Source organism: Sphingomonas sp. 7/4-4 (assembly GCF_027941955.1).
In the GTDB taxonomy this organism is placed as follows: Bacteria; Pseudomonadota; Alphaproteobacteria; order Sphingomonadales; family Sphingomonadaceae; genus Sphingomonas.
Genome location: NZ_CP115960.1, coordinates 261,935 through 275,970 on the forward strand (window position 1 = coordinate 261,935; position 14,036 = coordinate 275,970).

The window sequence follows — 14,036 nt, forward strand, 5'->3', positions numbered from 1 at the left end:
ATCCTCCCCCGCCAGGGGAGGTGTCAGCCGCAGGCTGACGGAGGGGCGGATGCCAGAACGCAGCGGCGTGCTTCCGCCCCTCCGTCGCGCTGCGCGCGCCACCTCCCCTGGCGGGGGAGGATTTGGGAATGGCGGACACGCTCAATGCAGCTTGGCGATGCTCAGGCCGTCGAGCTTGGCGCGTTCCTTGACCGATTCCTCGCTGCGGGTCAGCGCCTTGGCGATCGCCCGCAGGGGCATGCCCTTCTTGGCGAGGGTGTGCAGCTTCTGGATCTCGTCGGTCCGCCAGGGCTGGCGGTGGCGTTCGAAACGCTCGGACATGCTCGTCTCCTGTTCAGTCCCGCAATGCCAGCCTGGCGGACTTGTGGCCAGTTCCAGGGGAAATTGCTCCATATCCACTGGAGGCGAAGATTTCTGTGGAAAAGCCCGGCGAACGGGGCCCGGGAAGACCGCAGCACCCGGATCTGGCCTCGATTTCGCACTCGACGAGTCGGGTACCGGGGAGTCGCAGACCGCCGGTTCATCGTCCGCCCGGCGGCCGATTCCGCCGCCGCGCTCGACTGAAACGCGAACGGGGCGGGCCTCTTCCGAGACCCGCCCCGCTGCTGTCTGTCAGGCGTGCCGGCGTCTCGCCGGCGGCAGCCTTACTTGACGTGCTTCGAGATGTGCTTGTTCATCTCGAACATCGTGACCTTGTCCGCGCCGAAGATCGGCTTCAGGGTCGCGTCAGCCAGAATTTCCCGCTTGTTTTCAGGGTTCTGGAGGTTGTTCTTCTTGATGTAGGCCCACATCTTGCTGACAATCTCGCTGCGGGGCAGATCGGCGGTGCCGACGATCTTGGCCAGCTCGGGCGAGGGGTAACCGGCTTGGCGATGCCACCGCGTGCTTTCGTCTCAGCCATATTCTTCGTCTCCTGTTCTGCCCGTTGCCGGGCTATTCCTTCGTCAGCGCCCCCGGCTTGTGGGAAGCCTTTCCGCCGTTGTCGCTCTCGACGATGTACTGCGGTTCGTGCTCGGATGCACGTACCTGACCCCTTTGATCGTGGTATCGCGCGTCTGTCTAGAGAGCAGTTTGCGGTGTGCGGCGCGTCCATGCGATTTCCTGGTCGCCTCGTCGCTCTCGTTCAAATGCGGTTTCGTCGAATTTATCCTGTAATTACAAATGCAAGACTCCTGTCGGCGTATCAGGTTGCGCTTCCGGAACGGTTCGTCGCGTTCGGGAGCCGCCTTGGCGGAAAGCGCAGGAGCCGTTGGATGCAGGCGCGGACGCATGCTATCAAGGCGACGCTCAGAGGGGGATAATGATGCGATTGCTGCTGGTTGGGGGATTGCTGGCTCTGACGGGGTGCGGCGGTGGCGGGACCACGGGCACCAATTATTCGGATCCGCCGCCCATGGCCGAGATCGTCGCGACACCGAGCCCCAAAGCCAGCGAAACGCCCGAAGCGCCTGCCGCTGCGGAGGAGTCCACGCCGGACAATGCCGCGGAACCTGCAGTGGACAACGCAGTGGATGCCGAGGCTGTGGCGAACACTACCGCATGACCGGGGCGCCTGAGCGGAGCGCCTGACCGGGAAATCGGGGCTTTGGCACCCCGTAGATCAACGATGGTGGACAAAATCGCCGTGCCCGCTAACAAGGGCATCGTGACGAACGCGCTGCGCCTTCTGCGACTTATCCGCCCTTAGGGGCCGAACCGCTGCGCGCGCACGCCTCTAAGGGCAAACGGCCGAGGGCCAAAGAACTTCCAGCTTGAACTGGCACGCGCTACGGCGCGTCCGCGATCCCTTGAGAGGCACCCATGTTGCGCGATCCTAGCGTAAAATACCGTCCCTTCCCGCAGGTGGACCTGCCCGACCGGCAGTGGCCGTCGAAGACGATCACCAAGCCGCCGCGCTGGCTCTCCACCGACATGCGCGACGGCAATCAGGCGCTGATCGACCCGATGGACGGCGAGAAGAAGCAGCGCTTCTTCGACCTGCTGGTGAAGGTGGGCATCAAGGAGATCGAAGTCGGTTTCCCCAGCGCAGGCGCGACCGAGTTCGACTTCATCTCGGGACTGGTCCGCGAAGGGCGCATTCCCGACGACGTGATCGTCCAGGTGCTCACCCAATCGCGGCAGGACCTGATCGAGACCAGCTTCCAGAGCCTCAAGGGCGCGAAGAAGGCGATCGTCCATCTCTACAACGCCGTATCGCCGGCATGGCGGCGCATCGTGTTCGGGATGAGCCGCGACGAGATCCGCGAGATCGCGGTGGCCGGCGCCAAGGTGCTGCGCGACGAGGCCGCGAAGCAGCCCGATACCGATTGGCATTTCGAATACAGCCCCGAGACTTTCTCGACCGCCGAACTCGATTTCTCGGTCGAGGTGTGTGAAGCGGTGATGGAGATATTGCGCCCGACGCCGGAAAAGCCGCTGATCCTCAATCTGCCGGCCACGGTCGAGGCGGCGACGCCCAACATCTATGCCGACCAGATCGAATGGTTCGGGCGCAACATCCGCAACCGCGACAGCATCGTGATCAGCCTGCACACGCACAACGACCGGGGCACCGGGGTCGCCGCGTCCGAGCTCGGGCTGCTGGCGGGCGCGGACCGCGTCGAGGGCTGCCTGTTCGGCAATGGCGAGCGGACGGGCAATGTCGATCTCGTGACACTGGCGCTCAACATGTACACGCAAGGCGTTGATCCGGGGTTGAATTTTTCGGACATCGACGAGGTCATCCAGACGGTCGAATATTGCAACCAGCTGCCGGTGCACCCGCGCCATCCTTATGCCGGCGAACTGGTGTTCACGGCATTTTCGGGCAGTCATCAGGACGCGATCAAAAGGGCTTCGCGGCGCAGGAAGCGCGCAACGACCAGTTCTGGGACGTGCCGTATCTGCCGATCGACCCCAAGGATCTCGGGCGCGACTACGAGGCGGTGATCCGGGTGAACTCGCAATCGGGCAAGGGCGGCGTCGCCTGGGTGCTCGAGCAGGATCGCGGGCTCAAGCTGCCGAAGCGGATGCAGGCGGACTTCTCGCGGCATGTCCAGGCGCTGGCCGACGAGACCCGCCGCGAGCTCAACGCGGCGGACATCCGCCAGAAGTTCGAGGCGGTGTATCTGCCGGGGGATGGCGACCGGATCGCATTGGTCGATTACGAAGAGACCGGCGCGGCGGGGCAGCGGGTGTTCGTCGGCCGGATCGCGGTGGACGGGGTCGAGCAGTCGATCTCGGGGCGCGGCAACGGGCTGATCTCGGGCGTGATCGACGCGCTTGCGGGGACCACGGGGCCGTCGCTCGACGTGGTCGATTATAGCGAGCACGCGATCGGCCACGGCGCGGACGCGCAGGCGGCCGCCTATGTCGAGTGCCGGACCGTGGATGGGCGGACGGTGTTCGGGGTGGGGATCGATGCCGATATCGCGACGGCTTCGGTGCGCGCAGTGCTGAGCGCAGCGAACAGGGCCTGACCCAAATCCTCCCTCGCGCAGCGGGGGAGGGGACCACGAAGTGGTGGAGGGGCTTGGCCGCGGGCGATGTGCTTGCGGCCAAGCCCCTCCGTCACGCTGCGCGTGCCACCTCCCCGGTTCCCGGGGAGGATTTTTAGCGCGTCGGGTCGATCAGGTATTTCTCCCCGGTGGCCTTCTTCGCATAGGCGGTGACCACCGCCGGATCGAGCGTATCCGCCAGCGAGATCGTGGCGGTGTAGTGGCTCGCGAAGGTCGTCTTCAGTTCGGCCGCGACGCGGGCGCGCAGGCGCATCGTGCCTTCCATGCCGAGCTTCATCAGGAAAGGCGTGAGCAGGAAGCCGCTGACGCCCCAGGCGAAGCCGTAGCCGCGGTCGAGTTCGGTGGGTCCGAGATCGAGCGCGCCGTAGATATAGACCTGCTTGAAGGTCGACGAGCCGTAGCGGCTATATTCGGTCGCGTTGCGATTGGCCGCGGCTTCCATTGCGTGGAGGATCGTGTTGGCGAGCTTGCCGCCGCCGATCGCGTCGAAGGCGAGCGTGGCATTGGTCTCGGCGATGGCATCGGTCAGCTTTTCGCGGAAGTCTTCGGCGCTGCTGTCGATGATGTATTTCGCGCCGATGCCGCGCAGGATCGCGGCCTGCGCTTCGCTGCGGACCACGTTCACGAGGGGCACGCCGTCGGCGATGCAGATGCGGTTGAGCATCTGGCCGAGGTTCGAGGCGGCAGCGGTGTGGACCAACGCCTTGTGCCCCTCGGCCCGCAGCGTTTCGACGAACGCGAGTGCGGTGAGCGGATTGACGAACATCGAGGCGCCGTCGGCGGCGCTGGCGCCTTCGGGGAGCGGGATGCAGTCGCGCGCGGCGATTTTCCGGTACTGCGCATACATCGCGCCGCCGATCATGCCGACCTTCTTGCCGAGCAGGCTGGCGACATTATCGCCGGCCTGGACGACGGTGCCCGCGCCTTCGTTGCCGACCGGCATCGGCGTGTCGAGGCGGGCCTTCATCGCGCCCATCCGGGCCGGCGGGATCGCGGCGGTGAGGGTGGGGCGGTCCTTGTGCCGCCGGGCTGGAGCGTCGCGAGATCGGCGGGGCCGAGCAGCAGGCCGAGGTCCGAGGGATTGATCGGCGCAGCCTCGACGCGGACGATGACTTCGTCGGGGCCGGGCGGGGTGAGCGTGACTGGTTCGAGGGTCAGCGTGAGCTCGCCGCCGCTGGAAACGGTCGAGCGCAATTCGAGGCCGGTCAACGGGTCGGGCATGACACTCTCCTGTCGTTCAGTCGCGGCGGCGGGTGATCTCGCAGCCGATGCGGGCGTCGGGATAGACATCGAGCTTCATCGAGCGGACGCGCACTTCGCGCACGCGGGCGTCGCGCAATGCGAGCGCCGCCACTTCATCGCACAGAACCTCCTGCAGCGCGAAATGGCGCGAGGTGGCGAGCGCATGGATTTCGCGGCGGAGGAAATCATAATCGACCACCGCATCGATCCGATCCTCAGGGGCGCATCGTAGCGGCACGTCATCGCGACGTGCAGCGTCACGCGCTGCGGCGCCTGTTCGTGCGGATGGATGCCGAGGCCCATCTCGATCACGAGTTCGTCGAGCAGGATCGTATAGTCAGGCATCGGGACGTGTCCGGCCTTCGAACATCACGTCGCCGTCGCGCGGCAGGAAACGCTGGCCGCAATCGACGAAGACGTTCTGGCCGGTGATGCTGGGACAAGTCAGCAGATGTTCGACCGTCGCGGCGATGTCGTCGAGCGCGACGGGGCGCTGGAGCAGGTTCTGGCGGGCGTGCTCGGAGAATTGCTCGGGGGTCTGGTCGAGGCTGGGGAGGGTGAGGCCGGGCGACACCGCGTTGACGCGGATGCGGGGGCCGAGCGCCTGCGCCATCATTTGCGTCGCGGCGGCGAGTGCAGCCTTGCTGCAGGTGTAGGTGAAGAAATCGGGGTTGAGATTGGCGATTTTCTGGTCGAGCAGATTGACCACGGCGCCTTCGTCGAGATCTTCCTGCGCTGCCAGCGCGGAGGCGAGCGCCACGGGGGCGCCGAGGTTCACCCGCATATGCTGGTCGAGCAATGCGAAATCGGTGATCGGGAGCGCATCGAAGGCGAATTGCGACGCGTTGTTGACGAGGCCGGTGACCGGTCCGCCCAATCCCTCGCGGGCGGCGGCGATCAGCGCGGGCGCGGTGGCGGCATCGGCGAGCTCGCCCGACACGACACAGGCGTTGCCGCCCGCCGCCAGGATCGCGTCGCGCAGTGCCTCGGCGTCCTGGGGCGCGTGATGGTGATGGATCGCGACGGCGTGCCCGCGCAGCGCGAGCCGGCGCGCGATGCCCGCACCGATCCGCCGCGCGCCGCCGGTGACGAGGATGTTCATTGCCATGAACACCCCGTAACCGTTCGCTTCGAGCGAAGTCGAGAAGCCTTCGCTCCGCAACCGTTTCTCGACTTCGCTCGAAACGAACGGGAGCGCATCAATAACCCATCAAGGCGAGCACCTCGCGGCGGCTGCGTTCGTCTTCGCGGAACACGCCCATCATCCGGCTGGTGACCATGCCGACGCCGGGCGTGCGCACGCCGCGGGCGGTCATGCAGGCATGCGTCGCCTCGATCACGACCGCGACGCCGACGGGCTTCAATTGCTCCCAGATGCAGTCGGCGACTTCGGCGGTCAGCCGCTCCTGGACCTGCAGGCGGCGCGCGAAGGCGTTGAGCACGCGCGCCAGCTTCGAGATGCCGACGACGTGATCCTTCGGCAGATAGGCGATCGACGCCTTGCCGATGATCGGCGCCATATGGTGCTCGCAATGCGACTGGAACGGGATGTCCTTCAGCAGCACGATTTCGTCATAGCCGCCGACTTCCTCGAACACGCGCGAGAGATGGTGCGCGGGGTTCTCGCCATAGCCCTGGCAATATTCCTTCCACGCGCGGGCGACGCGCTGAGGCGTGTCGATCAGGCCTTCGCGGCGGGGATCGTCGCCGGCCCAGCGGATCAGCGTGCGGATCGCATCGGCGACGTCTTCGGGCACCGCGATCTTGGCGGGGGCGGCGACCAGATCGCCATCTTCCGCTGGATCGTGATTTTCCGCCATCGATTATGTCCTTCCTCGCCTTGATCCATGTTTACGCTACGGCAGGGCCGATTTCGCCGCGCCACACCTGTTGCCTATCTGTACCGCCTCGCGAAAAACGGCGGGAAACCGCGGAGTTCCGCACCGCAATCCCGTTGACGGCTCGAAAAATGCAGCGTTAGTTGCATGCGTAATAAAAGCAACGCCGACACCGGATAACGAACCGGGAGGCGATCAGGAGAGGGGACTTTCTCATGAAGAAGCTCGATTTGCTCGCGGCGACGGCGCTGAGCCTGCTTTTGGCGACGCCTGCGTTCGCGCAGGACACGGCCACTACCGCGGCGCCGGACGATACCCAGACGCAGGAATATCAGAGCGCGAACGACATCATCGTCACCGCCACCCGGCGCAACGAGACCGTGCAGGACGTGCCGATCGCGATCACTGCGATCGGGCCCGAATTGCTCCAGAACGCCGGGGTCGACAATGTCCGCGACCTCGAGCAGCTCGCGCCTTCGCTGCAGAGCTCGACCGGCCAGTCCTCGGCGACGGGCACCACCATCTATCTGCGCGGCATCACCACCGGCGGCGACAATCCCGGCTTCGAGCCCGCAGTGGGCGTGTTCGTCGACGGCGTCTTCCGCGCCCGCGCCGGCGTCGCGATCTCCGAGCTTCCCGAGCTCGAGCGGGTCGAAGTGCTGCGCGGGCCGCAGGGCACTTTGTTCGGCCGCAACACCTCGGCCGGCGCGCTCAGCATCTACACCGCGCAGCCGCAGTTCGAGACGCACGGCTATGTCGAGGGGATGTACGGCAACTACAACGCTTACGGCGTCAAGGGCGCGATCACCGGGCCGGTGAGCCAGTCGCTCGCGCTGCGCGTCGATGCGGGCTATCGCAAGCGCGACGGCTATATCAAGGACGCCAATAGCGACCGCGCGATCAACGACGTCAATCGCTGGAACGTGCGCGGCCAGGCGCTGCTCGACAGCGGCGACATCACTTTCCGCCTGATCGGCGACTATTACCAGACCGACGAGCAATGCTGCGGCGCGGTCTCGGTCGTCCGCGGGCCGCTCGCGCCGGCGCTCCAGAGCATCGCGGCGGCACAGGGGCTGGTCGGGCTCTATACCGGCGATCCGAGCAACCGCATTCAGGCGATGTCGCCCAACCGCGACTATGCCGAGAAGATCAAGGACTGGGGTTTCTCGGGCGAGCTCAACTGGGATCTGGGCGGCACCAAGCTGACGTCGATCACCGCCTATCGCAACTGGCGCGTGGTCCGGAACCAGGACATCGATTTCTCGGGCGTCGATCGCGCTTATCGCAACGGCTATCGTAACGAGCTCAACGATTTCACCCAGGAGCTGCGCCTTCAGGGCTCGGCGTTCGGCGACAAGCTCGACTGGCTGATCGGTGGCTTCTACCTCAACGAGACCAACAAGCTGCGGGACGTGGTGCAGATCGGCAATGACGGCAATCGCTATGTCGATACCGTATTCGCCGGCCAGCTTCGCGCGGGCTTCGGCACGCCGCTGCAATTCTACGGCTCGCTTGGGCCCACGGTGCCGACGTTCGGCGCGGCTCTGCTCAACCCCGCGGTTCCCAACACCCTGCCGGCGCTGACCGCGGCTTATGGCGCGCTTGCTCCGCTGGTCGGCTGTTTCCGGGCGCAGGCGGGCACCGCGCCGGCGGCGACCTGCGTAATCCCGGGCTATCCGCGCACGCCGATCCCGGGCCTGGCCGCGCTCGCGGCGAGCCCGCTTCCGGGCGCAGTGCCGGGGCAAGGCAACAGCCCCGACGATTTCCGCGTCAAGACCAACGCCTTCGCGCTGTTCACGCACAACATCATCAACGTGACCGACAAGCTCTCGGTGACGCTGGGTGCGCGCTGGAACCACGAAACCAAGGACATGACGGCCTCGATCAACAACAATCTGGGCAGCTGCACCTTCTTCAACCGCGTCCGCGCAGGCGATCCGGCAGCAACCGCCTATGCCAACGTGCTGCGTCAGGTCCCGGGGCTGTTCAACAACCTGTTCCTGCTCAGCTGCAACCCGGCGGTGAACACAGAATTCAACGGCAATTACGAAGACGAGTTCACCGATAACGAGATCACCGGCACCGCCAAGCTGGCCTACAAGTTCTCGGAGCACCTGCTGGCCTATGCGAGCTTCGATCACGGCTACAAATCGGGCGGTTATAATCTCGACCAGGCGACCTTCGATTCGGTGCTGCTCGGCGGCAACGGCGCGCAGGGTTCGGACCTGCGCTTCGGCGCCGAGACCAACGATGCCTATGAAATCGGCTTCAAGGCCAGCCCGAGCCGCGAATTCTCGCTGAACGTCGCGGCGTTCTACATGAACTTCTACAATCTCCAGTCGCTGGTGTTCTCGGGCAACAACTTCGTCGTCCAGAACGTGCCGAAGAGCATCAGCAAGGGGCTCGAGATCAGATCGACGATTCGCCCGACGCGCGACCTGACCTTCCAGCTCGGCTATAGCTGGATCAGCGCGAAATATGACGAGAGCAACAACTTCACCGGAACGCCGCTCGCGGGACAGGAAGGCCGGCAGTTCAACAACCAGCCCGAGCACACCGTCACGGTCTCCACGACCTGGACTCCGCCGCTCACTAACAAGATCAACGGCCTCATCCATGTCGACATGCGCTACAACAGCGAAGTGACGATCCCCTCGGGCAGCCCCAACCCGGTGACCGGCCGGACGCCGATCAACAACGAAGGCTATCCGCTGATCAGCGCGACGATCGGCGTGGAATCGGCGAACAAAAGGTGGCGGGCCGAGTTCTTCGTCGAGAATCTGACCAACCAGTTCTACTATATCACCGGCTTCGCGGTGCCCGAGCAGACCGGCAATTATGCCGGCTATCCCGGAACGCCGCGCTTCTTCGGCGGGCGCGTGCGCCTGGGCTTCTGAGGCGCGATCACCAAGGGGCGGCCGGGGAGCGATCCCCGGCCGTTTTCTTTGCGTCAGCGCTCGAACAGATGATCGAGCGCGCTGGCCGGCAGGCACCAGAAGATCGCGACCAGAGCCGCGCAGGCGAGGCCGAGCGCTGGCGAGACGAAAGTGAGCGCGATGCCGGAGGCATAGACGGCGCTCGCCGCCGCGCCCTTGCGGAGCGCGAGCCGGTGATAGGTCTTCGCCTCTTCCGACTGGCTGCCGGTGCGCCGGATCGTCCGCTGCAGCCACATATAGGTGAAGGACGGCAGCAGCATGATGCCCATGTAGACGAGCGTCGCGTCGCGGCTGAAGATCTGTTCCCCCAGATAGGCGGTGCCGAAGGGGATCAGCGAGAGCGTGAAGATCAATGCGATGTTCGACCAGAGCAGGCCGTTGGTCACGCGGGTGGCGTGGTGGAACAGCCGGTGGTGGTTGACCCAGTAGATCGAGACATAAGCGAAGCTGAGCGCATAGGCGACGAACACCGGCCAGAGATGGAGCAGGTGGCCCCAGCCGGGCTCCTCGGGCGCGTGCATCTCGAGCACCATGATCGTGACGACGATCGCGATGACCGCGTCGGAATAGGCCTCGACGCGGGTTACGCCGGCGCGGCCTTCGGTTTCTTCGGGCATTTGGTTCCCCTATTTGACCGACGAGACTCTGGGCGAGCGGGGGTGTCGAAGTCAAAAAATCCTCCCTCGCGAAGCGGGGAGGGGGACCACGAAGTGGTGGAGGGGAGCGCGGGGTCGAACATGCCCCGCATGTTCGAGGATCGTCCGGGGGACGATCCGACCCCGCACTCCACAAGCTATTCGCCCGTGGCCAAGCCCCCTCCGTCATGCTGCGCATGCCACCTCCCCGGTTCCCGGGGGAGGATTAGGGTGGCTCAGTTCTTGTCCTTGTCGACCAGCTTGTTGGCGCTGATCCACGGCATCATCGCGCGCAGTTCGCTGCCGACCTGCTCGATCGGGTGGGCGGCCGCGGCCTTGCGGCTGGCCTTGAGTTCGGGCTGGCCGGCGCGGTTGTCGAGGACGAAATCCTTGACGAAGCGGCCCGACTGGATGTCGGCGAGGACGCGCTTCATCTCGGCCTTGGTCTCGTCGGTGATGATGCGCGGGCCGGTCTTGATGTCGCCGTACTCGGCGGTGTTCGAGATCGAATAGCGCATGTTGGCGATGCCGCCCTCATAGAGCAGGTCGACGATCAGCTTGGTCTCGTGGAGGCACTCGAAATAGGCCATCTCCGGCGCATAGCCCGCCTCGGTCAGCGTCTCGAAGCCGGCCTGGATCAGGTGGGTGATGCCGCCGCAGAGCACGGCCTGCTCGCCGAACAGATCGGTCTCGCATTCCTCGCGGAAATTGGTCTCGATGATCCCCGAGCGGCCGCCGCCGACGCCCGACGCATAAGCGAGCGCGACGTCGTGGGCGTTGCCGCTGGAATCCTGGTGGATCGCGATCAGGCAGGGCACGCCGCCGCCGCGCTTATACTCGCTGCGCACGGTGTGGCCGGGGCCCTTGGGGGCGATCATGATCACGTCGATGTCCGCGGGCGGCTCGATCAGGCCGAAATGCACGTTGAGGCCGTGCGCGAAGGCCAATGCCGCGCCGGGCTTCATATTGCCCTTGAGGTCCTGGTCCCAGATGCCGGCCTGGTGCTCGTCGGGCGCGAGGATCATCAGGATGTCGGCCCAGCCGGCGGCTTCCTTGTTGCTCATCACCGTGAAGCCGGCATCCTCGGCCTTCACCGCCGAGGGCGAGCCGGGGCGGAGCGCGATCGCGACTTCCTTGACGCCGCTGTCGCGCAGGTTCTGGGCATGGGCATGGCCCTGCGAGCCGTAGCCGAGGATGGCGATCTTCTTGCCGGTGATCAGGTTCAGATCGGCGTCGCGATCGTAGTAAACGCGCATGTTCGTTCAGTCCTTTCTGGAATGTGCCCCTGCGAAAGCAGGGGTCCAGGGTTGCTTGGCCCTGGGCTCCTGCTTTCACAGGAGCACGTGATTGAAATTCAGGCGGCTTCCTTGCCGCGGGAAATGGCGACGACGCCGGTGCGCGCGACCTCGACGAGGCCGACTTCGCGCATCAGCTCGACGAACTTGTCGATCTTCTCCGAGCCGCCGGTGACTTCGAACACGAAGCTTGAAATCGTCGCATCGACGACGCGGGCGCGATAGACCTCGGCGAGGCGCAGCGCCTCGATCCGGTGATCGCCGGTGCCCGCGACCTTCACCAAAGCGAGCTCGCGCTCGACATGCGGGCCGAAAGCCGTGAGGTCGGTCACCTTGTGGACCGGCACGAGGCGCTCGAGCTGCGCGATGATCTGCTCCATCACCGCGTCGGACGCGGACGTCACGATGGTGATGCGGCTAATTCGATTGTCCTCGGTGATCTCCGAGACGGTGAGGCTTTCGATATTGTAGCCGCGCGCGGTGAACAGGCCGGCGATCCGGGCGAGGATGCCCGGCTCGTTGTCGACGATCACGGCAAGCGTATGCCGCTCTTTTTGCTCTTCCTTGATGTGCATGTCAGCGAACCTGTTCGATGGCGTCTAGCCAATCCTGCCATTGGGCAGCGTCCAACGGCTTGTTGTCGTTCAGGGTGCGAGTGCCCCAAGCAGCGTCGCGATGTCGTCGCTCTGCTTGCCACCACGTTCCCAGTAAGCCTCCAGAAACTGGCGCATGGCAGCGAAGCCCTGCGCCACGGAAAGTGGCGAGGTGTCCAAAATGGTGTTCATTACACCAGTGCCTTGGCTTCGTCGTCCATTTCGCCGGAGACTTCGGCGGCCTGGAGCAGCATTTCGGTATGGGCGGCGCCCGACGGGATCATCGGGAAGCAGTTGGCGAGCTTGGCCACCCGGCAATCGACGAGCACGGGCCCGTCATAGGCCAGCATTTCGGTAATGCCGGGTTCCAGCTCCTGCCGGCCCTCGATCTTGATGCCCTTCCAACCATAGGCCTCGGCGAGCCTGACGAAATCGGGGAGCGCGTCGCTGTAGCTCTCGGAGTAACGCGACTGATAGGTCAGCTCCTGCCACTGGCGGACCATGCCCATATATTCGTTGTTGAGGATGAAGATTTTGACCGGCAGGCGGTATTGGGTGGCGGTCGCCAGCTCCTGGATGTTCATCTGGATCGAGGCCTCGCCGGCGATGTCGATCACCAGCGCATCGGGGTTGCCGATCTGCGCGCCGATCGCGGCGGGCAGGCCATAGCCCATCGTGCCGAGGCCGCCCGAAGTGAGCCACTTGTTGGGCGATTCGAAGCCGAAATGCTGCGCGGCCCACATCTGGTGCTGACCCACCTCGGTGGTGATGATCGGTGCGCGGTGCTTGGTCGCCTCATAGAGCGCACGAATCGCGCGCTGCGGCATGATCGCGTCGCCCTTTTCCTCGAAATCGAGGCAGCGGGTCTGGCGCCAGCCGTTGATCCGGTTCCACCATTCGGTGAGGTCGGGCTTCGGGTGCTGACGCGCCTTCCAGCAATCGATCATCTCGCGGAGCGCAATGCCGACATCGCCGATGATCGGCAGATCGACGCGGACATTCTTGTTCACCGATGACCGGTCGATATCGATGTGCACTTTCCGGCTGTTCGGCGCGAAGGCGTCGAGCCGGCCGGTGACGCGATCGTCGAAACGCGATCCGAAGGCGATGATCAGATCGGCCTTGTTCATCGCCCAATTGGCTTCGTAGGTGCCGTGCATGCCGAGCATGCCGAGCCACTGGTCCGACGAGGCGGGCAGCGCGCCGAGGCCCATCAGCGTCGAAGTGACCGGCGCGCCGGTCATCGCCGCGAGTTCGCGCAGCAGCTTCGAAGCCTCGGGACCCGAATTGATGATCCCGCCGCCGGTGTAGAAGATCGGACGCTCGGCGGCGGCGAGCATGTCGACCGCTTCCTGGATCTTCGCCGCATCGGGCTGGGTCTGCGGACGATAGGTCTTGTGCTGGATCGGGCCCGGCGCCTCGTAGCGCGCGGTGGCGACCTGGACGTCCTTGGGGATGTCGACGACGACCGGGCCCGGGCGCCCGGAAGTGGCGATGTGGAACGCCTCGTGGATGATGCTGCCGAGCGTCTCGGGGCCCTTCACGAGATAATTGTGCTTGGTGCAGTGCCGCGTGATGCCGACAGTGTCGGCTTCCTGGAACGCATCGGTGCCGATCAGCGCGGTGGGGACCTGCCCGGTGATCACGACCATCGGGATCGAATCCATCAGCGCGTCGGTGATGCCGGTGACGGCGTTGGTCGCGCCCGGGCCCGAAGTGACGAGCACGACGCCGGGCTTGCCGGTCGAGCGGGCATAGCCCTCGGCGGCGTGGGTCGCGGCCTGCTCGTGGCGGACGAGGATGTGCTTGATGCGGTCCTGCTTGAAGAGCGCGTCGTAAATCGGAAGCACGGCGCCACCGGGATAGCCGAAGATGACCTCCACACCGAGGTCGCTCAACGCCTCGATCAGGATGTCTGCTCCGCTCTTCTCGGTCACGTCTGCCTCCTTTTGCTGCGTTGCCGCACAACGCCGGATTGGCGCTGCTAACGGCAAGAAAAT

15 protein-coding genes and 1 pseudogene are annotated in these 14,036 nt (G+C 65.2%); 3 read left to right on the forward strand and 13 right to left on the reverse strand.

The features are described from left to right. Nucleotides 1-141: 141 nt before the first annotated feature. From PIB19_RS01360 to PIB19_RS01370, 3 genes are all read right to left on the reverse strand, one after another. A complete protein-coding gene (locus PIB19_RS01360) occupies nt 142-321 on the reverse strand; it encodes a hypothetical protein (RefSeq protein ID WP_025494730.1) in 180 nt (59 codons plus the stop codon). Between the two features lie 323 nt (nt 322-644). Further along, on the reverse strand, nt 645-845 hold the full coding sequence (locus PIB19_RS01365; protein ID WP_336297310.1) for an SWIB/MDM2 domain-containing protein: 201 nt from the start codon (nt 843-845) through the stop codon (nt 645-647). A gap of 88 nt (nt 846-933) precedes the next feature. After that, the gene (locus PIB19_RS01370; protein WP_271240880.1) at nt 934-996 is read right to left on the reverse strand and encodes a hypothetical protein; all 63 of its coding nucleotides are present in this window, start codon (nt 994-996) and stop codon (nt 934-936) included. A 304-nt stretch (nt 997-1,300) separates the two neighbouring features. Between PIB19_RS01370 and PIB19_RS01375 the strand changes: the two genes are divergently transcribed. After that, nucleotides 1,301-1,543 (forward strand): hypothetical protein, encoded by a 243-nt coding sequence (locus tag PIB19_RS01375; RefSeq protein WP_271239379.1) that lies wholly within the window; start codon nt 1,301-1,303, stop codon nt 1,541-1,543. Nucleotides 1,544-1,800: 257 nt separating this feature from the next. Then, a pseudogene (gene leuA / locus PIB19_RS01380) lies at nt 1,801-3,458 on the forward strand (2-isopropylmalate synthase). A 133-nt stretch (nt 3,459-3,591) separates the two neighbouring features. Here the strand turns inward: leuA and PIB19_RS01385 are convergent. The 5 genes from PIB19_RS01385 to folE all read right to left on the reverse strand — a co-directional run bounded on the left by PIB19_RS01385 (nt 3,592) and on the right by folE (nt 6,559). Further along, nucleotides 3,592-4,464 (reverse strand): NADH oxidase, encoded by an 873-nt coding sequence (locus tag PIB19_RS01385; RefSeq protein ID WP_336297232.1) that lies wholly within the window; start codon nt 4,462-4,464, stop codon nt 3,592-3,594. Further along, nucleotides 4,461-4,718, reverse strand: a complete 258-nt coding sequence (locus PIB19_RS22710; protein ID WP_336297233.1) for a hypothetical protein — start codon at nt 4,716-4,718, stop codon at nt 4,461-4,463. Before PIB19_RS22710 ends, PIB19_RS01385 begins: the two co-directional genes overlap by 4 nt. Nucleotides 4,719-4,734: 16 nt before the next feature. Then, a complete protein-coding gene (locus PIB19_RS01390; protein WP_336297234.1) occupies nt 4,735-4,977 on the reverse strand; it encodes a dihydroneopterin aldolase in 243 nt (80 codons plus the stop codon). A 99-nt stretch (nt 4,978-5,076) separates the two neighbouring features. Beyond that, nucleotides 5,077-5,847 (reverse strand): SDR family oxidoreductase, encoded by a 771-nt coding sequence (locus PIB19_RS01395; protein ID WP_271240881.1) that lies wholly within the window; start codon nt 5,845-5,847, stop codon nt 5,077-5,079. A 91-nt stretch (nt 5,848-5,938) separates the two neighbouring features. After that, a complete protein-coding gene (folE, locus tag PIB19_RS01400) occupies nt 5,939-6,559 on the reverse strand; it encodes a GTP cyclohydrolase I FolE (RefSeq protein ID WP_271239380.1) in 621 nt (206 codons plus the stop codon). Between the two features lie 233 nt (nt 6,560-6,792). Here folE and PIB19_RS01405 point away from each other — a divergent pair, with 233 nt between their 5' ends. Next, complete coding sequence (locus PIB19_RS01405; protein ID WP_271239381.1) at nt 6,793-9,474, forward strand: TonB-dependent receptor; 2,682 nt, start codon at nt 6,793-6,795, stop codon at nt 9,472-9,474. Nucleotides 9,475-9,527: 53 nt separating this feature from the next. Here PIB19_RS01405 and PIB19_RS01410 read toward each other — a convergent pair whose 3' ends face one another. From PIB19_RS01410 to PIB19_RS01430, 5 genes are all read right to left on the reverse strand, one after another. Continuing rightward, nucleotides 9,528-10,130, reverse strand: coding sequence for a TMEM175 family protein (locus PIB19_RS01410; protein WP_271239382.1), 603 nt, complete (start codon nt 10,128-10,130; stop codon nt 9,528-9,530). A 254-nt stretch (nt 10,131-10,384) separates the two neighbouring features. Then, on the reverse strand, nt 10,385-11,404 hold the full coding sequence (gene ilvC, locus PIB19_RS01415) for a ketol-acid reductoisomerase (RefSeq protein ID WP_271239383.1): 1,020 nt from the start codon (nt 11,402-11,404) through the stop codon (nt 10,385-10,387). Between the two features lie 98 nt (nt 11,405-11,502). Next, on the reverse strand, nt 11,503-12,018 hold the full coding sequence (gene ilvN / locus PIB19_RS01420) for an acetolactate synthase small subunit (protein WP_271239384.1): 516 nt from the start codon (nt 12,016-12,018) through the stop codon (nt 11,503-11,505). 69 nt (nt 12,019-12,087) lie between these two features. After that, nucleotides 12,088-12,228 carry a hypothetical protein gene (locus PIB19_RS01425; protein WP_271239385.1) on the reverse strand — a complete coding sequence of 47 codons (141 nt, stop codon included), beginning with the start codon at nt 12,226-12,228 and terminating at the stop codon, nt 12,088-12,090. After that, nucleotides 12,228-13,973 carry an acetolactate synthase 3 large subunit gene (locus PIB19_RS01430; RefSeq protein WP_271239386.1) on the reverse strand — a complete coding sequence of 582 codons (1,746 nt, stop codon included), beginning with the start codon at nt 13,971-13,973 and terminating at the stop codon, nt 12,228-12,230. The genes PIB19_RS01425 and PIB19_RS01430 overlap by 1 nt, the downstream gene beginning before the upstream one ends. Nucleotides 13,974-14,036: the final 63 nt, after the last annotated feature.